The 22,972-nt window shown below is 71.0% G+C and carries 20 protein-coding genes and 2 pseudogenes; 10 read left to right on the top strand and 12 right to left on the bottom strand.

What is annotated here, in order from left to right; translation table 11 throughout:
* Window positions 1-14: 14 nt before the first annotated feature.
* Complete coding sequence (locus LNW71_RS11565) at window positions 15-1,145, bottom strand: DUF4034 domain-containing protein (RefSeq protein WP_250968183.1); 1,131 nt, start codon at window positions 1,143-1,145, stop codon at window positions 15-17.
* A gap of 79 nt (window positions 1,146-1,224) precedes the next feature.
* Window positions 1,225-1,967, bottom strand: a pseudogene (locus LNW71_RS11560) (hypothetical protein).
* Between the two features lie 177 nt (window positions 1,968-2,144).
* Between LNW71_RS11560 and LNW71_RS11555 the strand changes: the two are divergent.
* From LNW71_RS11555 to glmM, 4 genes and pseudogenes are all read left to right on the top strand, one after another.
* On the top strand, window positions 2,145-3,764 hold the full coding sequence (locus LNW71_RS11555; RefSeq protein WP_250968182.1) for an ABC-F family ATP-binding cassette domain-containing protein: 1,620 nt from the start codon (window positions 2,145-2,147) through the stop codon (window positions 3,762-3,764).
* A gap of 759 nt (window positions 3,765-4,523) precedes the next feature.
* Window positions 4,524-4,966 (top strand): annotated as a pseudogene (gene rplM, locus LNW71_RS11550) (50S ribosomal protein L13).
* A gap of 45 nt (window positions 4,967-5,011) precedes the next feature.
* Window positions 5,012-5,548, top strand: coding sequence for a 30S ribosomal protein S9 (gene rpsI / locus LNW71_RS11545; protein WP_250968181.1), 537 nt, complete (start codon window positions 5,012-5,014; stop codon window positions 5,546-5,548).
* 165 nt (window positions 5,549-5,713) lie between these two features.
* Window positions 5,714-7,072: a phosphoglucosamine mutase gene (gene glmM / locus LNW71_RS11540; RefSeq protein WP_250968180.1), complete on the top strand. Its 1,359-nt coding sequence runs from the start codon at window positions 5,714-5,716 to the stop codon at window positions 7,070-7,072.
* A gap of 121 nt (window positions 7,073-7,193) precedes the next feature.
* Here glmM and LNW71_RS11535 read toward each other — a convergent pair whose 3' ends face one another.
* Together LNW71_RS11535 and coaA are read right to left on the bottom strand one after the other, a co-directional pair.
* Window positions 7,194-8,168 carry a DUF389 domain-containing protein gene (locus LNW71_RS11535; RefSeq protein ID WP_250968179.1) on the bottom strand — a complete coding sequence of 325 codons (975 nt, stop codon included), beginning with the start codon at window positions 8,166-8,168 and terminating at the stop codon, window positions 7,194-7,196.
* A 30-nt stretch (window positions 8,169-8,198) separates the two neighbouring features.
* On the bottom strand, window positions 8,199-9,194 hold the full coding sequence (gene coaA / locus LNW71_RS11530; protein WP_250968178.1) for a type I pantothenate kinase: 996 nt from the start codon (window positions 9,192-9,194) through the stop codon (window positions 8,199-8,201).
* Window positions 9,195-9,370: 176 nt separating this feature from the next.
* On the opposite strand from coaA, the gene LNW71_RS11525 reads away from it, so the two are divergent.
* Window positions 9,371-10,183: a hypothetical protein gene (locus LNW71_RS11525; protein ID WP_250968177.1), complete on the top strand. Its 813-nt coding sequence runs from the start codon at window positions 9,371-9,373 to the stop codon at window positions 10,181-10,183.
* A 99-nt stretch (window positions 10,184-10,282) separates the two neighbouring features.
* Here the strand turns inward: LNW71_RS11525 and LNW71_RS11520 are convergent, their stop codons facing one another.
* Both LNW71_RS11520 and LNW71_RS11515 read right to left on the bottom strand, forming a co-directional pair.
* Window positions 10,283-11,233: a zinc-binding dehydrogenase gene (locus tag LNW71_RS11520; protein WP_250968176.1), complete on the bottom strand. Its 951-nt coding sequence runs from the start codon at window positions 11,231-11,233 to the stop codon at window positions 10,283-10,285.
* A gap of 55 nt (window positions 11,234-11,288) precedes the next feature.
* Window positions 11,289-11,720 (bottom strand): nuclear transport factor 2 family protein, encoded by a 432-nt coding sequence (locus LNW71_RS11515; protein WP_250968175.1) that lies wholly within the window; start codon window positions 11,718-11,720, stop codon window positions 11,289-11,291.
* Between the two features lie 144 nt (window positions 11,721-11,864).
* On the opposite strand from LNW71_RS11515, the gene LNW71_RS11510 reads away from it, so the two are divergent.
* Window positions 11,865-12,779: a LysR family transcriptional regulator gene (locus LNW71_RS11510; RefSeq protein ID WP_250968174.1), complete on the top strand. Its 915-nt coding sequence runs from the start codon at window positions 11,865-11,867 to the stop codon at window positions 12,777-12,779.
* On the opposite strand, the gene LNW71_RS11505 is transcribed toward LNW71_RS11510, so the two are convergent.
* Entirely contained in the window at window positions 12,766-13,668 is a 903-nt protein-coding gene (locus LNW71_RS11505; protein WP_250968173.1) for a helix-turn-helix domain-containing protein, read from the bottom strand. The two genes, LNW71_RS11510 and LNW71_RS11505, sit on opposite strands and share 14 nt — an antisense overlap.
* Window positions 13,669-14,008: 340 nt before the next feature.
* Window positions 14,009-14,428 carry an ATP-binding protein gene (locus tag LNW71_RS11500; protein ID WP_250968172.1) on the bottom strand — a complete coding sequence of 140 codons (420 nt, stop codon included), beginning with the start codon at window positions 14,426-14,428 and terminating at the stop codon, window positions 14,009-14,011.
* 136 nt (window positions 14,429-14,564) lie between these two features.
* Here LNW71_RS11500 and LNW71_RS11495 point away from each other — a divergent pair, with 136 nt between their 5' ends.
* Both LNW71_RS11495 and LNW71_RS11490 read left to right on the top strand, forming a co-directional pair.
* On the top strand, window positions 14,565-15,416 hold the full coding sequence (locus LNW71_RS11495) for a helix-turn-helix transcriptional regulator (protein WP_250968171.1): 852 nt from the start codon (window positions 14,565-14,567) through the stop codon (window positions 15,414-15,416).
* Window positions 15,413-15,619, top strand: a complete 207-nt coding sequence (locus LNW71_RS11490; RefSeq protein WP_250968170.1) for a DUF397 domain-containing protein — start codon at window positions 15,413-15,415, stop codon at window positions 15,617-15,619. The genes LNW71_RS11495 and LNW71_RS11490 overlap by 4 nt, the downstream gene beginning before the upstream one ends.
* An 88-nt stretch (window positions 15,620-15,707) precedes the next feature.
* Here the strand turns inward: LNW71_RS11490 and LNW71_RS11485 are convergent, their stop codons facing one another.
* From LNW71_RS11485 to LNW71_RS11470, 4 genes are all read right to left on the bottom strand, one after another.
* Window positions 15,708-16,109 carry a YciI family protein gene (locus LNW71_RS11485; RefSeq protein WP_250968169.1) on the bottom strand — a complete coding sequence of 134 codons (402 nt, stop codon included), beginning with the start codon at window positions 16,107-16,109 and terminating at the stop codon, window positions 15,708-15,710.
* A gap of 131 nt (window positions 16,110-16,240) precedes the next feature.
* On the bottom strand, window positions 16,241-16,606 hold the full coding sequence (locus LNW71_RS11480; protein ID WP_250968168.1) for a hypothetical protein: 366 nt from the start codon (window positions 16,604-16,606) through the stop codon (window positions 16,241-16,243).
* A 118-nt stretch (window positions 16,607-16,724) separates the two neighbouring features.
* Window positions 16,725-18,179 carry an ATP-binding protein gene (locus tag LNW71_RS11475; RefSeq protein WP_308294477.1) on the bottom strand — a complete coding sequence of 485 codons (1,455 nt, stop codon included), beginning with the start codon at window positions 18,177-18,179 and terminating at the stop codon, window positions 16,725-16,727.
* Window positions 18,180-18,246: 67 nt separating this feature from the next.
* Window positions 18,247-19,230, bottom strand: a complete 984-nt coding sequence (locus LNW71_RS11470) for an Lrp/AsnC family transcriptional regulator (RefSeq protein WP_250968166.1) — start codon at window positions 19,228-19,230, stop codon at window positions 18,247-18,249.
* Window positions 19,231-19,355: 125 nt separating this feature from the next.
* On the opposite strand from LNW71_RS11470, the gene LNW71_RS11465 reads away from it, so the two are divergent.
* Both LNW71_RS11465 and glmS read left to right on the top strand, forming a co-directional pair.
* Window positions 19,356-20,843, top strand: coding sequence for an MFS transporter (locus LNW71_RS11465; RefSeq protein ID WP_250968165.1), 1,488 nt, complete (start codon window positions 19,356-19,358; stop codon window positions 20,841-20,843).
* 253 nt (window positions 20,844-21,096) lie between these two features.
* Window positions 21,097-22,944: a glutamine--fructose-6-phosphate transaminase (isomerizing) gene (glmS, locus tag LNW71_RS11460; RefSeq protein ID WP_250968164.1), complete on the top strand. Its 1,848-nt coding sequence runs from the start codon at window positions 21,097-21,099 to the stop codon at window positions 22,942-22,944.
* The last annotated feature ends 28 nt before the right edge of the window (window positions 22,945-22,972 follow it).

Raw genomic sequence — 22,972 nt, 5'->3', positions numbered from 1 at the left:
GGAGTACCCGCAGATCAGGGCGGCCTGGGCGACCTCGGCCTGCGGTGCGGGAACGACGGCGACGGCCCGGGGGCCAGCTCCGCCCAGTCCGGGGCGGTGGCCGGCTGCTCGGGCGGACGGCCGAAGAACGGGATCTGCGAGGCGAGGTCGAGCCGGACGTCCGAGCGGGCTTCGAGGAATTCGGTGCGGGGGTCGCCGAGCCGGCTCCACGGGTACTCGGTGGCGTGCACACCGATGGCGCGGAACACGTCGAGCGCCTCCGCCGGCCGCTCCGCCATGATCAGCATCAGAGCCAGCTCGTTGCGGAAGCCGGCCGCCTCGCGGTCGCCCGCACCGTAGGTGTCGGAGAGGGCCAGCGCCCGGCTGATCGCCGCCTCGGCCTCGGGGCCGTACGGGTCGGGGCGGTCGGGTTCGTCCCGCTCGGACAGCCGGTACTCCAGCGCCGCCTGGAGCGGCAGCGCGTGCAGCATCGAGCCGGGCGGTGCCGACTCCGCCGCCCGTTCCGCGTACCGGAACATCTCCTCGTGCGAGCCGTGCCACTTGGCGCACAGGTACTGCAGGGCCTGGGCGTGACAGCCGAAGTGGTGCGGGTCGCGGGCCTGTGCCTCGGCGAGGTAGGTGTCGAAGACCTCGCGCGGGGCCTGGATGCCGCGGGCCTGGGTGAGGGCGATGCGCCAGGGGACCGGGTCGGCGGGATTGAGGTCGGCCGCGGCGCCGATCACCGGTACGGCGTCGTCCAGCAGCGCGAAGAAGGCCTGGAACTGGTCGCGTTCCACGTCCTTGGCCCGCGCGTCCGTCCGTATCCTCCAGGCCTGGTGGACGTGGAAGTCGGCCACGACGAGGGTCGCGTCGGGGTCCCCGGGAGTCTCCTGCAGCCAGGTGTCCAGCCAGCCGTCGTGGTGCAGCGCGGTCCGGGCCAGCCGGCTCACGTACGCGTCCCTGCGCTCCCACTGGGCGTGCGCCCGGGTGGCGGCGAGGAGCTCGCGGGCCGGGACGTGGTCACCGGCCACCGCCGCGGCGACGGCGGCGCGCAGCGAGGCGTCCGGCGGGTCCAGGACCACGGCCTCGTCGGGCGCGAGGTCGGTGCCGATGGCCTCGCGGTGGCGCAGGATGCGCAGGAACGCGACCAGGAAGGAAAGACGCACAGCGGCAGGTCCTCCGCATCCGGAAGAAGTGTCTGAACGGAGGGACGAGCGGGTGCGGGACGGCGGTTGCGGTCCGGGGTCAGGCGGCGGGCGCGGTGGCTGCCGCCGAGGCCTGGACCTCGCCGCGGTGGCGGATCTGCCGGAACGTGAAGTTCGTCAGGTCGTCGCCGACGGCGAACACGTTCCTGTCGGCCTTGGTGACGTCCTTGCCGCTGGTGAAGCCGCCGACCGTGAAGTAGGCGTACCGGCCGTAGGAGTTGGCCGTGCGGCGGCAGAAGGTCCCGTTGCGGCAGAAGGTCGGCACACCCGAACCGCTCAGCGACGCCAGGCCGCCGCTGGCCTGCTGCGCCGCCTTCTTGGCCTGGGCCTCGGTCTCGAACACCGCGAGTCCGACGGTCACCGCCACGCCGCTGCGGCTGTACGTGGCACGGATGACCTGGTCGCAGCCGTTGTTCGCGAGGATCGAGCCGAGCGCGCCCTGCGTGGTCGTGGCGCACTTCGTGGTGCGGTGCGTCGCGGCCTTGGCGTAGACGCGGTCGCCCATCTTCAGCTGCTTGCCGGGGAAGAAGGAGTCGACCGTGACGGGCGCCCGGTCCTTCTTCACGTCGGATATGTAGTCCTTCGGGTCCGGCGGGGCGGCGGCGCGACCGAGGAGAACGACGGCTCCGGCTGGGCGGTCTCGCTCGGCAGGTCGCTCGCCGACGGCAGCTCGCTCGCGTTCTTCCCGGCGGTGGCGGCGTTGTCGTCCTTGTTCGTCACGATGACCGCGATCGCCACGATCGCGGCGACGGCGGCGGTGGCCAGCGCGCCCCCGCCGATCATCAGCCACTTCTTGCGCCTGGCCCGTGCCGCGGACTCCTCGGCCATCGCCGCCCAGTCCGGAGTCCCGCTGTCCCCTGGCCCCCAGGAGGGCCCCCTTGCCCAAAGCTCATGCCGCGAATCCTAGACGCAACCTAATCCGGTTGGGCCAGGGCTTCGCTGGCCGTGACAATGCTGTGCATGGGACATCTTGAAGCAGGCCATCTGGAGTACTACCTACCGGACGGGCGGGTGCTGCTCGGCGATGCTTCGTTCCGCGTCGCGGACGGTGCCGTGGTCGCCCTCGTCGGGGCGAACGGCGCCGGGAAGACCACGCTGCTGCGGTTGATCGCCGGGGAGCTCCAGCCGCACGGCGGCTCCGTGTCGGTGAGCGGCGGGCTCGGCGTGATGCAGCAGTTCGTCGGCTCGGTGCGCGACGAGCGCACGGTGCGTGACCTGCTCGTCTCCGTCGCCCAGCCCCGTATCCGTGAGGCCGCGCAGGCGGTGGACCGGGCCGAGGAGCTGATCCTCACCGTCGACGACGAGGCCGCGCAGATGGCGTACGCGCAGGCGCTCAGCGACTGGGCGGAGGTGCGCGGGTACGAGGCCGAGACGGTCTGGGACATGTGCACCACGGCCGCGCTCGGCATCCCGTACGAGAAGGCGCAGTACCGCGAGGTACGCACGCTGTCCGGCGGTGAGCAGAAGCGGCTGGTGCTGGAGGCGCTGCTGCGCGGGCCCGACGAGGTCCTGCTGCTCGACGAGCCGGACAACTATCTGGACGTCCCCGGCAAGCGGTGGCTGGAGGAGAAGCTGAAGGAGACCCGTAAGACGGTCCTCTTCGTCTCCCACGACCGGGAGCTGCTCTCCCGGGCCGCCGAGAAGATCGTCAGCGTGGAGCCCAGCCCGGCCGGCAGCGACGTGTGGGTGCACGGTGGCGGCTTCGCCACGTATCACGAAGCCCGCAAGGAGCGGTTCGCACGCTTCGAGGAGCTGCTGCGCCGCTGGCAGGAGGAGCACGCCCGGCTGAAGGCGCTCGTCCTGCGGCTGCGGCAGCAGGCGGCGAACAGCCCCGACATGGCCAACCGCTACCACGCGATGCAAACCCGCTTCAAGAAGTTCGAGGACGCGGGGGCGCCGCCGGAGCCGCCACGTGAGCAGGACATCAGGATGCGGCTGAGCGGTGGCCGGACCGGGGTGCGGGCGGTGACCTGCAAGAACCTGGAGCTGACCGGCCTGATGAAGCCGTTCGACCTGGAGATCTACTACGGGGAACGGGTCGCCGTCCTCGGTTCGAACGGGTCGGGCAAGTCGCACTTCCTGCGGCTGCTGGCGGGCGAGCCGGTGGCGCACACGGGGGAGTGGAAGCTGGGGGCGAGGGTGGTCGCCGGCCACTTCGCGCAGACCCACGCCCATCCGGAGCTGCTCGGCAAGACGCTCGTCGAGATCCTGTGGACGGAGCACGCCAAGGACCGGGGCGGTGCGATGTCCGTGCTGCGCCGGTACGAGCTGGAGCGGCAGGGCGACCAGCCCTTCGAGAAGCTGTCCGGCGGGCAGCAGGCCCGCTTCCAGATCCTGCTCCTGGAGCTGGCCGGCACGACCGCGCTGCTGCTGGACGAGCCGACCGACAACCTGGACCTGGAGTCGGCCGAGGCGCTCCAGGACGGCCTTGAGGTGTACGACGGGACGGTGATGGCCGTCACGCACGACCGCTGGTTCGCGAAGTCCTTCGACCGGTATCTGGTCTTCGGCTCGGACGGAATCGTCCGGGAGACGGCGGAGCCGGTGTGGGACGAGCGGCGGGTGTCACGCGCGCGGTGACCTGGCGGTCCGTTGTTCGGGGCCCTTGGGTTCCGGGTCCCCGTTGCGCGGGGTTCCGTCCTCAATCGCCGGACGGGCTTGAGTGGTGCGGGTGCCCCCGTGGGGTGCGCTGTGCCCGGTGGGTGGGGGTGGTGCCCCTCCGGGGCGTCTCCTCAGAAATGGCGTGTTCACCCGGGTCCGCGAGGGACCCGGGTCCTACGCCATTTCCTGCGGGGACTCCCCTGCACGTCCCCACCCCTGCATCGGTCGCGTCTGCACACCGGCCCCAATGACCGTCGCAGACGCGGGACGGCCGGTTCGGGGCCGTGCAGGGGAGTCCCCGCAGGACGACGAACAGATACCCGGGTCCCCTTGCGTTGCGGCGGAACGTTCGTCGTTTGAGGAGACGCCCCGGAGGGGCACCGGACCACCACCACCCGGGCAGCGCACCCCGCACGGGGCACCCGCACCACATCAAGCCCGTCCGGCGATTGAGGACGGAACCCCCAGCCCGGGGGCCCGGGCCAGAGCCAGGACCCCGTTGCCGCCCGCCCAAGGGCCCCGTTTTGACCCGTCCGGGGCGGGCCGGGTAGTCTCGACGATTGTTATACGTATTGGCTTCGTCGTTCTCACGCGAAGGGCCCTTACGTAGGTTCCCTGGAGCAGTTACCAGTGGCTCGCATACGGGCAGCGTCCCCGGCATTGTGAGCCCCAGCTGCATATCGCTTCAGGGGTGCCGTGTGTCTGGACCCCATCCACTGAAGAAGCGAAGGCTACGAAGTGCGTACGTACAGCCCCAAGCCCGGCGATGTCACTCGCCAGTGGCACATCATTGACGCCGAGGACATCGTCCTGGGCCGTCTTGCCACCACGGCTGCGAACCTCCTCCGAGGCAAGCACAAGGCGATCTACGCCCCCACATGGACATGGGCGACTTCGTCATCATCATCAACGCCGAGAAGGTTCACCTCTCCGGCAACAAGAAGACCCAGAAGATGGCGTACCGCCACTCCGGGTTCCCGGGCGGTCTGCGTTCGGTTCGTTACGACGAGCTGCTCGCGAAGAACCCCGAGAAGGCTGTCGAGAAGGCCATCAAGGGCATGATCCCCAAGAACACCCTGGGTCGCCAGATGATCTCGAAGCTCAAGGTCTACGCGGGCGACCAGCACCCGCACGCTGCGCAGCAGCCGGTCCCGTTCGAGATCACCCAGGTCGCGCAGTAGTTCCGGCCTCCCCCCAAAGACGTAAAGAAAGATCTGAGGAGAATCGTGGCCGAGACCACTGTTGAGACGCCCGTCGAGGGCACCGAGGGCACCGAGGGCGAAGAGACCTTCGCCGAGGTGACCACCTTCGAGTCGGAGGTGCCCGTCGAGGGCGAGTACACCTCCGAGTCGCTCGCGGGCCGCTTCGGCGACCCGCAGCCGGCGGCCGGCCTGGGCCGCCGCAAGAACGCCATCGCCCGCGTCCGGATCGTTCCGGGCACCGGCAAGTGGAAGATCAACGGTCGCACCCTTGAGGACTACTTCCCCAACAAGGTGCACCAGCAGGAAGTCAACGAGCCCTTCAAGGTGCTCGAGCTCGACGGCCGCTACGACGTCATCGCCCGCATCTCGGGTGGCGGCGTCTCCGGTCAGGCCGGCGCCCTGCGCCTCGGCGTGGCCCGCTCGCTCAACGAGGCGGACGTGGACAACAACCGCGCCACGCTGAAGAAGGCCGGCTTCCTCTGCCGTGACGACCGTGCGGTCGAGCGCAAGAAGGCCGGTCTCAAGAAGGCCCGTAAGGCCCCGCAGTACAGCAAGCGCTAAACCGCCTGCTCATCCGCGTTACACGTTCGCCCCGGCGGCACACCTCGTGCTGCCGGGGCGTTCGTTTATTGACAGCCACGGGCATATAACGGCATAAGACGTTCATAGGCTCGTTGACTGCCTGGTCTGTTTTTTTGCGTTTCGGAGCACCTTCGGAGGACAACAGTGGGACGACTCTTCGGCACGGACGGCGTGCGCGGCGTCGCCAATGCGGACCTGACGGCCGAGCTCGCGCTCGGACTGTCGGTCGCAGCGGCGCACGTACTGGCCGAGGCGGGCACGTTCGAGGGCCATCGGCCGACGGCCGTGGTGGGCCGGGACCCCCGCGCCTCCGGAGAGTTCCTGGAGGCCGCCGTGGTGGCCGGCCTCGCCAGCGCGGGCGTGGACGTCCTGCGCGTCGGCGTGCTGCCGACGCCCGCCGTGGCCTACCTCACCGGAGCCCTGGGCGCCGACATCGGCGTGATGCTCTCCGCCAGCCACAACGCCATGCCGGACAACGGTGTCAAGTTCTTCGCCCGCGGCGGCCACAAGCTCGCCGACGAGCTGGAGGACCGCATCGAGACGGTCTACGAGCAGCACCGCACGGGTGCGCCGTGGGCCCGTCCGACGGGTGCCGGGGTGGGCCGGATCAGTGACTACGCCGAGGGCTTCGACCGCTACGTCGCTCACCTCATCGGCGTACTCCCCAACCGGCTCGACGGCCTGAAGGTCGTCCTCGACGAGGCGCACGGTGCCGCGGCCCGGGTCTCGCCCGAGGCGTTCGCCCGCGCCGGGGCCGAGATCGTCACGATCGGCGCCGAACCGAACGGTCTGAACATCAACGACGGCTGCGGTTCCACGCACCTGGAGCTGCTCCGCGCCGCCGTCGTCGAGCACGGCGCCGATCTCGGCATCGCGCACGACGGCGACGCCGACCGCTGCCTGGCCGTGGACGCCGCGGGCGAGGAGATCGACGGCGACCAGATCCTGGCCGTCCTCGCCCTCGCCATGCGGGACGCCGGCCAGCTGCGCAAGGACACCGTGGTCGGCACCGTGATGTCGAACCTCGGCTTCAAGATCGCCATGGAGCGGGAGGGCATCGCGCTCGTCCAGACCGCTGTCGGCGACCGCTACGTCCTGGAGTCGATGAAGGCCGAGGGCTACGCCCTGGGCGGCGAGCAGTCCGGCCACGTCATCGTCCTGGACCACGCCACGACCGGCGACGGCACGCTGACCGGCCTGATGCTGGCGGCCCGGATCGCCGCCACCGGCCGCACGCTCGCCGATCTGGCCGGGGTGATGCAGCGCCTGCCGCAGGTGCTCATCAACGTGCCGGACGTCGACAAGTCCCGGGTGCAGACCTCACCGGAGCTGGCCACGGCCGTCGCCGAGGCCGAGCGCGAGCTGGGCGCCACCGGTCGCGTACTGCTGCGCCAGTCGGGTACGGAGCCGCTGGTGCGGGTCATGGTCGAGGCTGCCGACATCGACCAGGCGCGTGCGGTCGCCGGACGGCTGGCCGACGTCGTGAAGTCCGCGCTCGGCTGAGCGGTGACGCCGGTGAGCCGGTGTCGCAGGTGAACCGTTGACGCAGGTGAACCGATGTCGCAGGTGAGTCGTTGACGCAAGTGAGGGGGCGCGGGTGTGAAGCCGCGCCCCCTCACCCGCGTCAGGCCCGTCCGGTGTCCGCGGGCACCCGAGGCGGCCGCACGCGCGTCCCCCGGCGCCGGGCCAGCCGCCACAGCCCCTTCTGCGCCAGCAGGGTCAGCGTTCCCGCGAGCACGATCCCGCCGAGGTTCGCCAGCAGCTGCTGCGTGGAGCCCACCATCTGGCTGTAGTCGCTGTAGCTGAAGGCCACCGCCGCGTTGGCCGCGGCCGGCACGGTCGTCACCGAGATCGCGACACCGATCAGCGCCCCGGACTTCGCCGAGGTGAGGGAGAGCGTCCCGGCGATACCCGCCAGGAACGCCACCACGAACGACATCCAGTCCGGCTGCCAGACGAACGCCGTATTGGGCCGGTCCGCCTCGATCATCGCCTCCGTGAACAGCCCGAGCACGTCCATCAGCCAGGCGAAACCGGCCGTCAGCACCATCGCGACGGCGAACCCGCCGATCAGCGCCCACAGCGACCGCCACACCAGCCGCGGGGCGCGCTGCACCAGGGCCGTGGAGATCCCGGCCAGCGGTCCGAACTCCGGGCCCACCGCCATCGCGCCCACGATCAGGATCGCGTTGTCGAGCATCACACCGCAGGCCGCGAGCATCGTCGCGACCGCGAGGAATGACACGTAGGTGACGCTGAACGTCGACTCCTCGTGGGTCGCCTCCGTCAGCTCCTCCCACAGCACCGCGTCCGCGCCGTCGCCCGGTGCGTCCTCCTCAGCCTGGTCCGCGCGCGCGGAGAGCGTCAGATCCGAGTTCTCGACGGTGATCGACCCGTGCTCGTCGATACCGAGCCCCCGCAGGGACCCGATCAGCTCGTCACCCGCCTCGCGTGCCACGTCGCACAGCACCACGTCGCCCACCGGGTCGCGGGCCACCCCGGGCATCACGACGAGGTGGGTGGTGCCGACGGTCCGCTCCACCAGGTCCACCACCTCGTCCGTACGGCCGGTGGGGACGATCAGGCGCAGATGCAGCACGACACTCCTCGGGGTGGGGTCCTGCGAGCCTCAGAGCTTGCGCAGGGACAGCCGCTGGACCTTGTGGTCACGGCCCTTGCGGAGCACCAGCGTGGCACGGCCGCGGGTCGGCGCGACGTTCTCCACCAGATTGGGCTTGTTGATGGTCCGCCACATCGTCGCCGCGTACTCCATCGCCTCCGCCTCGGAGACCTGGGTGTACTTGCGGAAGTACGAGGACGGGTCCTGGAACGCCGTCGCGCGCAGCTTGCGGAAGCGGTTGAGGTACCAGGTCTCGATGTCCTCGGGCCGCGCGTCCACGTACACGCTGAAGTCGAAGTAGTCGGCGAGCCCGACCCTGGTCCGGCCGTCCTTGCCCGGCAGTGCGGGCTGCAGCACGTTCAGCCCCTCGACGATGAGGATGTCGGGGCGCCGCACGGTGAGCCGCTCGCCGGGCACGATGTCGTAGATCAGGTGGGAGTAGACGGGTGCCGTGACCTCGTCCTTGCCGGCCTTGATGTCGGCGACGAAGCGGGTGAGGGCGCGCCGGTCGTAGGACTCGGGGAAGCCCTTGCGCGACATCAGCCCGCGCGCGTGGAGCTCCTTCATCGGCAGCAGGAACCCGTCCGTGGTCACCAGCTCCACCCGCGGGTGCTCGGGCCAGCGGGCCAGCAGCGCCTGGAGGATGCGGGCGCTGGTGGACTTGCCGACCGCGACACTGCCCGCGACCCCTATGACGAACGGGGTGCCGCGCTGTGCGCCGTGGCCGTTGCCCGCGTCCCCGAGGAAGGTGTTCAGGGCGCCCCGCAGCCCGGACGTGGCCTGCACGTACAGATTGAGGAGCCGCGAGAGCGGCAGGTAGACGTCCCGCACCTCGTCCAGGTCGATGACGTCCCCGAGCCCGCGCAGCCGCTCCACCTCTTCGGCGGTCAGCGGCAGCGGCGTCTTGTCGCGCAGGGCGCTCCACTCCGCTCGGGAGAGGTCGACGTACGGCGTCGCGGCGTGCTCGGCGCGTCGGTTCGTGCTCCGTGTCGGCGAAGTGATCACACGTTCATTGTTGCGGGAGTTTGAACGGAGTGGGGGGTGGGGTCGGTCACGTGCCGGACGGCCGGGCCCGCCGGCCGGCCCGCCCGGCCGCCAGTGGTAGCCTGCCGCCCCGCCGATCGGCCGATCATGGTCCGGGCCGGCGGGTCCCACAGCCCTTACGCAGCAACGAGGTGCGCATGAAGACAGGCAGAACCGGCGCCGTGACCGTACTCGCGGGGGCACTCGCCCTCTCGGCGTTCACGGCTCCGGCGGCGCAGGCCGCCGATACGGGCATCACGGTGTCCGGAATCGTCGTCAACGGAGGCAAGCCCATCGTCGTCGGCACCTCGGAGGTGAAGAGGCCGTCGGTCACCTTCCGGATCACGCTCCCCGCCGGATACAGCACCGCCGACCCCTTCGCCTACGACGCGGAGCCGTTCCTCTACCACGGCACCAGCACGGCGGCGAAAGGTGCGCAGAGCGACGCGCTCTTCCCGAGTTACACCTGTTACGAGAAGAGCGCCCGGGTCGCGGACTGCGAGGGCGACCTGTACGTCGAGCCGCGCTACCGCCTGGACTCGAACAGCGACGCGACGACCTGGAAGATCGGTATCGCGGCGAGGCTCTTCAAGACCAACGGCCAGCTCAAGGCCGAGGAGTACCTGGCCACCTCCGGCCGGTCCCAGATCAGGCGCTGGGCGAAGGCCACGGTCAACGCCGCGCCCGAGCCGGTGAAGAAGGGCAAGCCGATCACCGTGACCGGCAGCCTCACGCGGGCCGACTGGGTGAAGCACACGTACACCGGCGTCGCCGACGCGTCGGTCAAGCTGCAGTTCCGCAAGAAGGGCGCCGCCGCCTACTCCACCGTCAAGACGGTGAAGTCGAGCGCCACCGGTGCGCTGAAGACCACCGTGACGGCTTCCGCCGACGGCTACTGGCGCTGGAGCTTCGGCGGGTGGTCCACCACGGGCGCCGCCACCTCCTCCGTCGACTTCGTCGACGTGAACTGAGCCGACGGGGACTGAGCGGAGCGTGCCGACGGCCATGGCCTGTGGCAGGCCGTCGGCACGCGTGGCGATCGCCAGCCGCCTCACCCCACGGCCAGTGCCTCACCCCACGGTCAGTACGGCGTTCCCCCGCACCCGCCGCCCCCGGATGTCCGCGATCACCTCGGCCGTGCGGGACCAGTCGCGCACCGAGCCGATCTCCGGGTGCAGGCGCCCCCCGGCCACCAGGCGGACCAGCGAGACGAGGTCGGCGGCGTACGTCGTGTCCGCGCGGGTGTAGTCGAAGTGGGCGATGCGGGCCTGGACCGGGCCCTTGAAGAAGTCGAAGAAGTCGAGCGTGACCGGGGTACGGCTCGCCTGGCCGAACCAGACCAGGAGGCCGCCCGGTGCGAGTCGGGCCAGGGCGGCGGGCAGCGAGGTGCCGCCCACGGATTCCAGGACGATGTCGTACGGGCCCTCGGCGTCGGCCGGCGACGTCACGACGTCGGCCGCGCCCAGGTCCAGCAGCCGCGCGCCGCGTTCCGGCGTCGAGCTGACCGCTGTCACCGCCGCGCCCGAGGACGCCGCCAGCTCGGTGACGTAGTGGCCGACCCCGCCGCTCGCCCCCGTCACCAGCAGCCGTCGGCCGGCCACCGGGCCCGCCGCCCGGAGCAGCCGGAGCGCGGTGATTCCCGCGAGGGGGAGGGCGGCGGCGGTCACCGCGTCGATGCTGTCCGGGAGTGCGGCGACGCTGTGCACGGGGACCGCGACGCGCTCCGCCCATCCGTAGGCGGGCGGATGGGCGACCACACGGGTTCCGGCCGCCGGGCCGGTGCCGTCGGCGGCGGCCCGGACGACCGTCCCGGCGACGTCCTTGCCGGGACGCCAGCCCGGCCAACGCCGGTCGAGTCGGCCGTCGAGCTGGAACGTCTCCCCGCGGTTCACGGAGTAGGCCTCGACCGAGATCAGCGCTTCGTCCTCGGCGGGTTCGGGATCGGGCGCCTCGCCGAGCCGGACCGTTCCGGCGGATCCGGTGCCGGTGCCTGTGTCGGTGTGGGGAAGTACGGCTCGCATCGTGCGTCTCCTGGTCTGGCAGGTGGGAAAGCTCCGGCACTTCTGGCAGGTGGGTTCAGGCGAAGACGACGGTCTGCGCGTGCAGGGTGTCGAAGTGCTCCCGGACCGTGGCGATCCGCCCGTTGCGTACGGTGAACACCGCCAGGCAGTGCTGGTCGTACCGGCCGCCCGACCGGGCCAGTGCCCGCGTCTTCCACTCCGCCAGGACGCGCTCGCCCTCCGCGATCAGGCCCACGAACTCGAACTCGACCGACTCCGGCACCAGCCGGGCGACCATCGCGGCCACGAAGGTTCCGAAGATCTCGTCCGGCCCGGTCCAGGTGCCCGAGACCGCCAGGTCACCGGCGAGCGTCCAGGTGGCCTCGGGGTCGAAGAAGGAGCGCAGCCGGTCCAAGTCACCCCAGGCGAGAGCGTCCATGTAGTCGAAGACGACTTCCCTGGCAGTGGCAGTGGCAGTGGCAGTAGTGGTTGCGGTGGTGTCGTTCATGACTCCGGTGGCCTTTCCTGAGGGGTTTTCCTCCGACACCTGAAGGCTATGAAGGGGCGGTACCGGGAGGGAAAGACCTGTTCTGGATCGGCCCAGAACCGACCGGCATCACCGCTGGTGGGAGCAGCTCGTAAGCTGCTGCGCATGTCAGAACTCCGGCGTCTGCGCTACTTCTTGGCCGTGGCCGAGGAACGTAACTTCACCCGCGCCGCCGAGCGGCTGCACATCGCGCAGCCTGCGCTGAGCCGCCAGATCCGCGAACTGGAGAAGGACCTCGGTGTCCGGCTGCTCGACCGGAACACCCACTCCGTCGAACCCACCGAGGCGGGCCGGGTGCTGATCGAGCGGGGCACCGCCCTGTGCGAGGACGCCGACCGGCTCTGGCGCGATGTGCGGGGCTTCGCGGGCGGCGAGCACGGCACGCTGGCCCTCGGGTACAGCATGAGTACGAGTTACGAGACGGCCCCCGCGCTCCTCACCGCCCTGGCCGAGCGCCTGCCGGGCCTGACGGCCACCACACATCTGCTGTCCACCGCGGAGATCCTGGCCGGTGTAGCCGACGGCACGCTCGATGCGGGCCTGGTGCGCTGTCCGCCACCCACGCCTGAGCTCGTGCGGACCCTCGTGAGGCTGGAGCCGCAAGGCGTGCTGATGGCGGCGGACCACCGGCTGGCCGCCCGGCCCGTCGTCGACACCGCCGACCTGGCGGACGAAACCCTGCTGGTCCACCCGCGCGAGGCCAACCCCGGGCACTACGACGCGGTCATCGACATCCTCGGCCGCGCCGGCGTCAGCCCGAAGCTGATGCTGCGCACGCTGTCGTTCGATGCCGGTCACACCCCGGTGGTGCGGGGGGAAGCGGTCTCCGTGGTCGGCCAGTCGGCCGCGTCCAGCCTGCCCGCCGGTCTGGTCTGGAAGCCCCTGGCCGGGGGCGCGGCCATCGAACTGCACCTGCTGACGAGGGGCCGCACCGCACGCCCTGCCGTCGCCCAACTCCTGCGCACGGTGACCGAGACGGCCCGCGCGGGTGGCTGGCTGAGGTCGGTCACCGGGCCATGACGGCGAGGGTCCGTGTCTCGGGTGCCTCCGCACGGCACTCGCCGCACCGGCCGGGCTCGGGCGCTCTGAACGCACGGTCGCAGTCGTCGCAGTTCTGCATGGGGACCGCCCGGTGGACGGGTACGGCGGCCGGGAGCAGCACGGTCAGCCGGTGCGCGAGGAGTTTCCCCGGGTACTTCAGGGGGACCGGGAGATCGGCCGTGAGGGCCCGGCTGACGGCCCCGGGGGCCGCTCCGCGTTCCAGCCAGGTGGCGACGGCCGGGGTCAGCATCCGTACGTCCCCCTCGGAGAGCACGAGCTCGGCCGCCTCCCGACGCAGGCCGAGCAGGAGCGCGGTGGCCGCCCGGTGCAGTTCAGGATCGGGGGTCCGCGGCCGGGGGAGGGGCGGCGCCGGGGGAGCCGGAGGTGACGGAGGTGACGGCGGTTTCGCAGCCGATGCGGGTGCGGATGCGAGTGCCGGTGGCGGTGCCGGTGCGGCTGCCGGGATGGCGGCGGGAGCGGGGGCCTTTGCCGGGGCGGGAGTTGGCGTCGGGCGTGCTGCTCGGGTGGCGCACGGCTGGTTGTACGACGTGGTGTGCGTGACGACGCGGCCGTTCGGGAGGCGTTCGCGGGTGCGCTTCAGGTAGCCGTGGGCTTCCAGCTCGCGCAGGGCACCCGCGATACGGGCCTCGCTCTCCGGAAAGCGCTCGACCATGCACTTGATGCCGATCCTGGCCCCGGCGGGCAGCGACTGGATGTGCGTGGCGAGCCCGATCGCCACGAGCGAGAGCTCGCGGTGCTGGGCGAGGTGGTTTCCCACGACGGTGAAGTGGCTGGTGTGGCGGGCGTTGGCGTGCACCACACCGCCGGACGGGGCGCGCGAGGGCGCGATAATCTTCTGGGTACCCATCGGGAAGGTTCTTTCTTCCTCGTTGGTCAGGCCCTCGCTCGGGATTCCCGTCCCGGCGGGGGCCGTCTCATGTCTGAAGTTGGTTTCGTGAGCATATGCCAGGCAACCGGGGCGAAATCCAGCCCAGTTGGCCAAGCTCACCCGTGTGAGTGACGGGCACCCACGCGGCGCGCGGGGGCCTGCTGAGGTCCACCCCGGTGGGGTTTGGTCTGGTTTGAAAGTTTCTTCTTCCCGAAGGACTTAAAAGCCTTTTACGTCGTGGGCCGCCGCGTCGCGGTCGGCCGCGACTCACGCCGCCGGGTCTCGCTCAACCGGGTCGCGCCCAGCCGGGTCGCGCCTGTCACGATCCGGTGAGCGCGATCTCCGCCCAGACCGTCTTCCGGGGGAACGGCCCCTGTGCGACGCCCCAGCGGGTGGCCAGCGCCTCGACGAGCAGCAGCCCACGCCCGCACTCGGACGCGTCGGTCCGCTCCTGGAGCCGGGGCAGTCGGTCACCGCGGGCATCGGTCACCTCGATACGGAGCGTGTCCCCGGAGACCGTCAGCAGGACGCGGAAGTCCCGCCCCGGCACGTACCCGTGCAGCGCGGCGTTCGCCGCCAGTTCGGCCACGACGTGACTCGCGTCGTCCAGCGGAAGCCCCCACGAACGGAGCTGCTCCGTCGCCAGCAGCCGGGCGAGCCGGGCGCCCCGACGGGTCGCGGAGAGCTGGACGGCGAACTGGCCGCTGCGGGCACGCGGTTGGGTGATTTCTCGATTCACGTCACTCAGCGTGGCCGCCCGTGCCTACGCTGAACAGGAGCGACGCGTGTACGGACGGTGACTGTCCAGCGGTTGTACGGACGCGTCCAACGCGTACAGCGGTGAGGTGCCGGAGGCGGGCGGAGGCAGGTGGCGTATGGGTGTCAACGACGGTACGGACGGCCCGGAATGGGACGTCGAACCGGAGGACGAGTCAGGGGCGGTGATCGCGGCGGTGGGCCGGCAGATCCGGCTCTGGCGGGAGGCGGCGGGCTTACGCGCGGCGGAGCTCGGTGGGGCGATCGGGTACGGCGAGAACCAGGTCTACAAGGTGGAGGCCGGGAAGCGGATTCCGAAGCCGGAGTTCCTGGACCGCGCGGACGAGGCCGTGGGCGCGGGCGGCAAGCTCGCCGCGATGAAACGGGACGTGGCGGAGGCGCGGTACCCGAAGAAGGTCCGTGACCTGGCCAAGCTGGAGGCCGATGCGGTGGAGCTGGGCGCGTACGACACCGATGTGATCGACGGCCTCCTTCAGACCGAGGATTTCGCCCGTGCTCTGTACAGGGAGCGACGTCCCGCCTATACCGAGGACCAGGTCGAGCGTCTGGTGGCTGCTCGTATGGCCAGGCAAGCAGCGCTCGAACGCTGTCCCGCTCCACTGCTGACCTTCGTCCAGGAAGAGACGACGCTCAGGCGGCCGATCGGCGGCAGAAGTGTGTTGCGCGGTCAGCTCGAACGCCTTCTGGAACTGGGGGCTTTACGCCACATCGAAATCCAGGTCATGCCCACGGAGACAGAAGAACACGCAGGACTGGCAGGTTCGCACCGGGTGCTTAAGCTGAGTGACGGCACGGCTGTTGGGCTCAACGAGGTCCAGCTCACCAGCCGACTGATCAGCGACCCCAAGGAAGTCCAGATCCTTGAGATGCGCTACGGCATGATCCGGGCCCAGGCACTCACGCCTCGGCTCTCACGGACCTTCATCGAGAAAATGCTGGGAGAGACATGAGTGCCACGTCCATGGCCGGCGGCCTGTCCGGGCTGACTTGGTTCAAGAGCAGCTACAGCTCTAACGACGGCCCCTCGTGCGTAGAGGTGGCCACCGCCCCCACCACCATCCACGTCCGCGACTCCAAGAACATCCCCGGTCCCGAACTCGGCTTCACCCCGGGTGCCTGGGCCGACTTCGTCTCGTACGCGTCGGCCAACTGACCGCCGGGCCACCGCGCCCACCGCCGTCGAGGGCCTGCCGCGCGCATCCGCGCCGCAGGCCCTCGATGCATGACGGGGCGGGGCCGGGTCAGAGTTCGCTCTCGGACTCGGTCATCACCTGGCGGACCTCGACGGGCTGCTGGGTCGGTACGCCGCCCGGACCGGGGACCGCGGAGATGCGGGCGGCGATCTCCAGGGCGCGCTCCTCGGACTCGACGTCGAAGACGTTGAACCCGGCCAGGAACTCCTTGAACTCGGCGAACGGGCCGTCCGTCACCATCGGGGCCGCGGTGCCGTCCGCCCGTACGATCTTGGCCTGGCTCGGGTCGGCGAGGGCGGTGAAGGAGACCATCTCGCCGCTCTCGGTCAGCTCCTTCGAGAGCGCCTCGTAGTAGTTGAAGTGCGCTGCCACATCGCCGGGCGCCCACTTGTCCATCGGCTCCTCGAACACTCCGCCGTCGTGGTTGACCATCAGCATGAACTTCGGCATGGGGACTCCTCGGTCGTTTCTCCGGCGCCGTTGCGACGCTCTCACCCCATGAACGGGGCCGCCGAGCGGTTCTCTACATCGTCCGCGAAGTTTTTCCGGCGGTCCTTCCGGCGGTCCGTCCGGCCGTCCGTTCAGAATCGGCCTAGCGCCAGACCGGCGAAGAAGGGGACGGGGATCAGTACCGTCATCCCGAGCCAGGTGTGCAGGGGCCAGCCCTCCTGGCGCGGCATGAGGAAGTCGACCACGACTGTCATGGCCAGGACGGCGAGGCCGCTCGCCGCGGCGGCCTCCAGGTAGAAGGAGCCGAGCATGTCCGGCTCCTGGTCGCACCCGGCCCCGCCGGTGGCCGCGCAGTCCTTCGCCAGGTAGTGGGTCACCAGCCAGTGGATGCACACGGCGGGAAAGATCGCGAAGACCCCGAGCAGGAGATTGGCCCCGGCGGCGGTCCACGGCCCGCCCCTGCCCCTGCGTTCGGCACCCGTGTCGTCACTCCGCATGGCTGCGCCCCCCTGCGACTCGCATGTACCGCCATAGATGATCAGGGGCGTCGCGGTGGTTCCGACGGTTCGGGGGAGACCGGCGCCGGGAGCGGGTACCCGGAGCCCTTCGCGCGGGTCATCGCCACGCGGCGATGATGTCGTCCGGGCCCCAGTGAGCGGTCAGTCCCTCGGTGGCCGCACCCGTCGGGGGGCGCCTGCTGACGGCGACCAGAGCCGCATCCTGCGCCCCCGGTACCTGCTGTGCGGACGCGACGAGTTCGGCGAGGTCACGCGTTCCGAAGGGTGTCTCGTCACGCCATTTCACCGATCCCACGAAGGCGACGTGACGCGCCACCGGCTGCGCGTCCGCGCCGATGAGGTCGACTTCCGGATTGTTCTGCCGTTTCCACCAGCCGCCGACCTCGGTGACCTGCGGGAAGAGGCCGTCCGGGACCTGGCGGGCCAGCGATTCCCTGATCACCGGTTCCACGGCGCGTCCCCGCCACGACGGCCAGGAGCGCTGAATGCGTGCGGCCGAGACCTCGCCCCTTCCTCTCTCCGCCTGCGCGACGGCGTCCTCCAGATGCGCCAGCCAGAAGCGCAGGTAGGTGTCGGCAATGCGGTAGCGCTTCAGCTTGGGAGCCGCCTGCGTGGACAGGGGGAGGTCGGCAGCCACGATCCGCTTCGCCTCGGTGAGTTCGGTCAGTATCGGGGCGAGCGTGCCGTGCGCCAGGGCACGCCCGTCCGCCCCTCCCGTGCTTGCCGCGATGCCGGAGAACGCCCGCTCGCCCGAACCGATGGCCCTGAGCACCCTGCCTGCCTGGAGGCGGGCAGGGAACTCCGCCGCCAGAGAGCGCTCGCCCGTCGTGAGCAGGACCGATGACGGGTCCTCGACCTGACGGTCCAGGTAGCCGGCGACCGATTCGCCGGTTCGCCAGCCGGTGACCACTTCGGGGAAGCCCCCGGTGACGAGGTAGGCGTCGAGCGCCGCCCCGGCGTCCAGTCCGGTGGAGTCCTGCACGTCCGCAGGGCTGAGCGGTCCTACGGTGTACTGGCCTGCCCGGCCGTGGAACGGATGGTCGTAGGACGTGAGCCGGTTCATCATCGCCAGGTCGGAGCCGAGCAGCAGCAGGAGCACCGGCTTCGCGGACAGATGCATGTCCCACGCCGTTTTGAGCGCCGCGTCGAAGCCCGGATCCGCCTCCGACAGCCAGGGGACTTCATCCAGCACCAGGATCACCGGCTCGTGCGCGGGCAGGGTGGCCGCCACGGCGGCCAGCGTGCGGACCCACTCTTCGGGGGCGGCCGCGTGTTCCAGCGCTGCCCCGTGGTCCCGCATTCCCTGACCACCGGCGACCGCGTCGAACAGCGCGCGCCGCGCGAGGGGAGCGGGCTGGCTGCGGGTCGCCTGGAAGAAGACGTACGGGCGACCCGACCGGGCACAGAACTCCTGCACCAGCCGGGTCTTGCCGATCCGGCGTCGGCCCTTGATCACCAGCGCCTGCCCGGCGCTGCCACCGGTCCCCGAGACCACACGCTCCAGCCACGATCCGAGGATGCTCAATTCGCGAGTCCGTCCGGTGAAGGCCACGGGATCTCCTGAAGTAGGAACCGCTCAAAGTATGAGCGATTCCTACTTTACCGATCGGCGCGTCCCGCTACCCCCGGAACGGCCGGTACGTCAGCTGCTTGACGCGGCGCAGGAACGGCATCGTCTCCACGTGCTCGACGCCGTCCAGCCGGCCGAGGCGGTCGCTCAGGTAGCGGTACAGGTGGCTCGTGTCGCGGGTGACCACGACCGTCATCAGGTTGGACGGGCCGGTGGTGGCCGCCGCGTAGGCGACCTCCGGGTGGGTGGCGAGCTCCTCGCCCACGGTGTGCAGGGCGCGGGGGGCCGTGGTGATGCAGAGCATGCTCACGTTGCGGTAGCCGAGCTGGTCCGAGTCGAACTCGACGTCGACGTAGAGCGCGCCCGTGGCGACGAGCTGGGCCAGGCGGCGCTTGACCGCCGACTCGGAGCGGCCGGTCGCCTTCTGGAGCTCCGGGTAGGTGGCCCGGCCGTCCTGTTCCAGCGCGGCGACCAGGGGTTCGTCCTCGGCGGTGATCACGGCCGGGCCCGGGTTCTCCCGGGCCGGGGCGGGCGCGAGGGCGGCGGCCTGGCCGGGGGAGAGCGCGCCGCTCTTGGAGAGCCAGCCGGACGGGCCGCCGTAGAAGCGGTGCAGCAGCTGGTGCGCGCGGATGTCGACGATGTGCGGGGTGCGCGGCAGCTTGCCGATGAGCAGGTCGTCGGCGTGGCCCCGGGTGCGCGCGTTGGCCGTGCACGTCACCTCCGTACCGCCCGAGGTGAGACCGATCCAGGACGTGTCGGGGCGTCTGGCCAGGGCTTCGGCGATGGCCATCGCACCCTCGGGCGCGCAGCGCACCCGCAGCAGCCAGTGGTCGAGCGAGTCCTCGGCCGCGGCGCAGCGGACGCCGACCACCCGCAGGTCCGCCTCGGTCTGCAGCCTGCGGAACCGGCGCGCCACCGTCTGGTCGGAGACGCCGAGCACGGTGGCGATCCGGCTGAAGGGGGCGCGGGCGTCCACCTCCAGCGCGTGCAGCAGCTGGAGGTCGAGGGCGTCGTATCCCGCGTTGGATTCCATGGCCACAGGCCCCTTCCGTGTCGGATTCCGGCGCTCAGGGATTCCTGGCTGGGCTTTCCGGTCGCACGCGTTCGATCGTACGGGAGTGGTCGCCGGCCACGCCGAAGCCGTACAGGGAGAAAAACATGCGTAAGTGGGGGCCGCTCACCGCGGTCTGTCTCGGGACGTTCATGCTGCTGCTCGACGTCACGATCGTCATCGTGGCGCTGCCCGACATGGCACGCGCGCTGGACGCATCGCTCTCCGACCTGCAGTGGGTCATCGACGGCTACGCGCTCGCGCTGGCCGCGCTGCTGCTCGGCATCGGCGCCGCCGCGGACCGGCTGGGCAGGCGCCGGGTCCATGTCGCGGGCGTCGTGCTCTTCGCCGTCGCCTCGCTGGCCTGCGGGCTCGCGTCGTCGCCGATGGCGCTGGTGGCCGCGCGCGGGGTGCAGGGGGTGGGCGCCGCCGCGATGTTCGCGACCACGCTGCCGCTGCTCGCCTCGGTCTACCAGGGCAAGGAGCGGTCCGTCGCGCTCGGACTGTGGGGCGCGGTGAGCGGAGGCGCGGCGGCGATCGGGCCGGTGGTCGGCGGGCTGCTGACCGAGGGGCCGGGATGGCGCTGGATCTTCTTCGTGAACCTGCCGGTCAGCGTGGCCGCGATCTGGCTGACGGCCAGGACCGTGCCCGAGTCGCGCGGGGCGCAGGGCCGGCGGATCGACTGGGCGGGGACCGCGGCCTTCGCGGTGTTCGCGGGGGCGGCGACGTACGGGGTCGTACGGGCCGGGAGCCAGGGGTGGACGTCGGGGAGCACGCTCGCCACGTTCGGGATCGGGGCGGTGGCCCTGCTCTGCTTCGTGCTGGTGGAGCGGCGGGTCGAACACCCGCTGCTGGAGCTGTCGTTGTTCCGCAAGTCGGGGTTCGTCGGCGTGATGGCCGGGGCGCTCGCGTACAACATGGCGGCCTTCGCCGTCCTGCCGTATACCTCGATCTGGCTGCAGACCGTGCTCGGACTGAGCCCGGTCCAGGGCGGCCTGGCGGTGCTTCCGCTGGCCGCGACGGCGTTCGTGGTGGCGGCCGTCGGCGGCCGGCTGCTGCACGGGGTGCAGCCGAGGCTGACCATCGGCGTCGGGCTCGCACTGATCGGCGTCGGCACGCTGGGCCAGGCGGTGCTCGGGGCTGGTTCCTCGTGGCCGGCGCTGCTGCCCGGCCTGATCGTCGCCGGTATCGGCACGGGCCTGGTCTCCCCGGCTCTCGCGGGCGCCGCACTCGCCGCCGTTCCGCCGGAGCGGGCGGGCATGGCGGGCGGCGCGGTCAACACCTTCCGTCAGCTCGGATACGCCTTCGGGGTGGCCGTGTTCGGGACGGTGCTGACCTCGCGGATGGGTCAGACGCTGACCGAGGGCCGGTCCCACGCCCTCGCGGGCGGCGGGGCACCGGCCCTGCGCGCTGCGGGCGTGCCCGAGCACGCGCTGCGGGCGGCGTTCGCCTCCGGTCTGAACACGGCGGCCGTGGTGGCCGGCGTGGTGGGTGTCGTCGCGGGGGTCGCGGTGCTGGTGCTGGTACGGGGACCCGGTCGGGCCCGTCCGGTCGCCGAGGTGCCGGTCCCGCAGGCGGCGGTGCGGGTGGGGTAGGCGGGGCGAGTCGGGCGGGCGCGGGGGCGGGATGGCGCCGCCTTCGGCGGCGCTGTGTCCTCAATCGCCGGACGGGCTTGAAGGAAGGCGCCGGGCGGGCTTGAAGGAAGGCGCCGGACGGGCTTGAAGGAGGCGCCGGACGGGCTTGGCGGGTCGGGCGGATTGTAGAGCGGGCTCGGTTCGGGGCCTTGATTTGGGTGCACCTTCTGCGAATATGCGAAGAACAGGGGTAGGTGAACACGAAGGGACCGTTATGTGCGGAATCGTCGGGTACGTCGGTGGGCAGTCGGCGCAGGACGTCGTCGTCGCGGGCCTCAAGCGTCTGGAGTACCGGGGTTACGACTCCGCCGGGATCGCCGTCCTCGTGGACGGCGGGCTGGCCGCTGCCAAGAAGGCCGGGAAGCTCGTCAATCTGGAGAAGGTGCTGGTCGAGCGACCGCTGCCGGCCGGGAGCGCCGGGATCGGGCACACCCGCTGGGCGACCCACGGCGGGCCCACCGACGTCAACGCCCATCCGCACCTGGACAACGCGGGACGCGTCGCCGTCGTGCACAACGGGATCATCGAGAACTTCGCCGCCCTGCGCTCCGAACTGGGCAGGCGCGGCCACGACCTGGTGTCCGAGACCGACACCGAGGTCGTCGCCCACCTCCTCGCCGAGGCGTACTCGGGCAACCCGGACCCGGCCGACGCGATGCGCCAGGTCTGCCGGCGGCTCGAAGGGGCGTTCACGCTGGTGGCCGTGTTCGCGGACGCGCCCGACGTGGTGGTCGGGGCCCGGCGGAACTCGCCCCTCGTGGTGGGCGTGGGGGAGGGCGAGGCGTTCCTCGCCTCCGACGTCGCCGCGTTCATCGCGCACACCCGGTCCGCGATCGAACTGGGCCAGGACCAGGTGGTCGAGCTGCGCCGGGAAGGGGTGGTCGTCACCGGGTTCGACGGGCTGCCCGCCGAGGTCCGGCCGTACCACGTGGACTGGGACGCATCCGCCGCCGAGAAGGGCGGCTACGCCTCCTTCATGCTCAAGGAGATCGCCGAACAGCCCAAGGCCGTCACGGACACCCTCCTCGGCCGGATCGACCCGGAGGGCACGCTCCACCTCGACGAGGTGCGGATCACGCCCGGCGAACTCCGCGAGGTCGACAAGGTGGTGATCGTCGCCTGCGGGACCGCGTTCCACGCCGGGATGATCGCCAAGTACGCCATCGAGCACTGGACCCGCATCCCCTGCGAGACCGAGCTCGCCAGCGAGTTCCGCTACCGGGACCCGATCCTGGACCAGCGGACCCTCGTCATCGCCATCTCGCAGTCCGGCGAGACGATGGACACCCTGATGGCGCTGCGGCACGCCCGCGAGCAGGGCGCGAAGGTGCTGGCCATCTGCAACACGAACGGGTCGACCATCCCGCGGGAGTCCGACGCGGTGCTCTACACGCACGCCGGGCCCGAGGTCGCCGTCGCCTCGACCAAGGCGTTCCTGACCCAGCTCGTCGCCTGCTATCTCGTGGCCCTGTACCTCGGCCAGATCCGCGGGACCAAGTGGGGCGACGAGATCCGTACCGTCATCCGCCAGCTCTCGGAGATCTCCGCCTCGGTCGAACGGGTCCTGGAGACCATGGAGCCGGTGCGGGCGCTGGCGCGTTCGCTGGCCGGGCACGACACCGTGCTCTTCCTCGGCCGGCACGTCGGCTACCCGGTGGCGCTGGAAGGCGCGTTGAAGCTCAAGGAACTCGCGTACATGCACGCCGAGGGGTTCGCCGCCGGGGAGCTCAAGCACGGTCCGATCGCGCTGATCGAGGACGGTCTGCCGGTCGTCGTCGTGGTGCCCTCGCCCGCCGGGCGCTCGGTGCTGCACGGCAAGATCGTGTCGAACATCCAGGAGATCCGGGCCCGCGGCGCCCTCACCGTCGTCATCGCGGAGGAGGGTGACGAGGACGTCGTCCCGTACGCCGACCACCTGATCCGGATCCCCGCAACGCCTACGCTGCTTCAGCCGCTGGTCGCGACCGTGCCGTTGCAGGTCTTCGCCTGCGAGCTGGCGACGGCCCGCGGCAACGAGGTGGACCAGCCGCGCAACCTGGCGAAGTCCGTCACCGTGGAGTAAGCCGTGAGCGAGCAGTGAGGGTACGTAC

Origin of the sequence: Streptomyces sp. RKAG290 (assembly GCF_023701695.1) — a bacterium.
GTDB lineage: Bacteria > Actinomycetota > Actinomycetes > Streptomycetales > Streptomycetaceae > Streptomyces.
This window is presented reverse-complemented; position numbering and strand designations above follow the sequence as displayed.

Bases quoted from the DNA above. Each gene is read 5' to 3' on its own strand.
- LNW71_RS11555 (WP_250968182.1), top strand. From the start codon at position 2,145: ATGGGACATCTTGAAGCAGGCCATCTGGAGTACTACCTACCGGACGGG.
- LNW71_RS11525 (WP_250968177.1), top strand. From the start codon at position 9,371: ATGAAGACAGGCAGAACCGGCGCCGTGACCGTACTCGCGGGGGCACTC.
- LNW71_RS11520 (WP_250968176.1), bottom strand. From the start codon at position 11,233: ATGCGAGCCGTACTTCCCCACACCGACACAGGCACCGGCACCGGATCC.
- LNW71_RS11515 (WP_250968175.1), bottom strand. From the start codon at position 11,720: ATGAACGACACCACCGCAACCACTACTGCCACTGCCACTGCCACTGCC.
- LNW71_RS11510 (WP_250968174.1), top strand. From the start codon at position 11,865: ATGTCAGAACTCCGGCGTCTGCGCTACTTCTTGGCCGTGGCCGAGGAA.
- LNW71_RS11505 (WP_250968173.1), bottom strand. From the start codon at position 13,668: ATGGGTACCCAGAAGATTATCGCGCCCTCGCGCGCCCCGTCCGGCGGT.
- LNW71_RS11495 (WP_250968171.1), top strand. From the start codon at position 14,565: ATGGGTGTCAACGACGGTACGGACGGCCCGGAATGGGACGTCGAACCG.
- LNW71_RS11490 (WP_250968170.1), top strand. From the start codon at position 15,413: ATGAGTGCCACGTCCATGGCCGGCGGCCTGTCCGGGCTGACTTGGTTC.
- LNW71_RS11485 (WP_250968169.1), bottom strand. From the start codon at position 16,109: ATGCCGAAGTTCATGCTGATGGTCAACCACGACGGCGGAGTGTTCGAG.
- LNW71_RS11480 (WP_250968168.1), bottom strand. From the start codon at position 16,606: ATGCGGAGTGACGACACGGGTGCCGAACGCAGGGGCAGGGGCGGGCCG.
- LNW71_RS11470 (WP_250968166.1), bottom strand. From the start codon at position 19,230: ATGGAATCCAACGCGGGATACGACGCCCTCGACCTCCAGCTGCTGCAC.
- LNW71_RS11465 (WP_250968165.1), top strand. From the start codon at position 19,356: ATGCGTAAGTGGGGGCCGCTCACCGCGGTCTGTCTCGGGACGTTCATG.
- glmS (WP_250968164.1), top strand. From the start codon at position 21,097: ATGTGCGGAATCGTCGGGTACGTCGGTGGGCAGTCGGCGCAGGACGTC.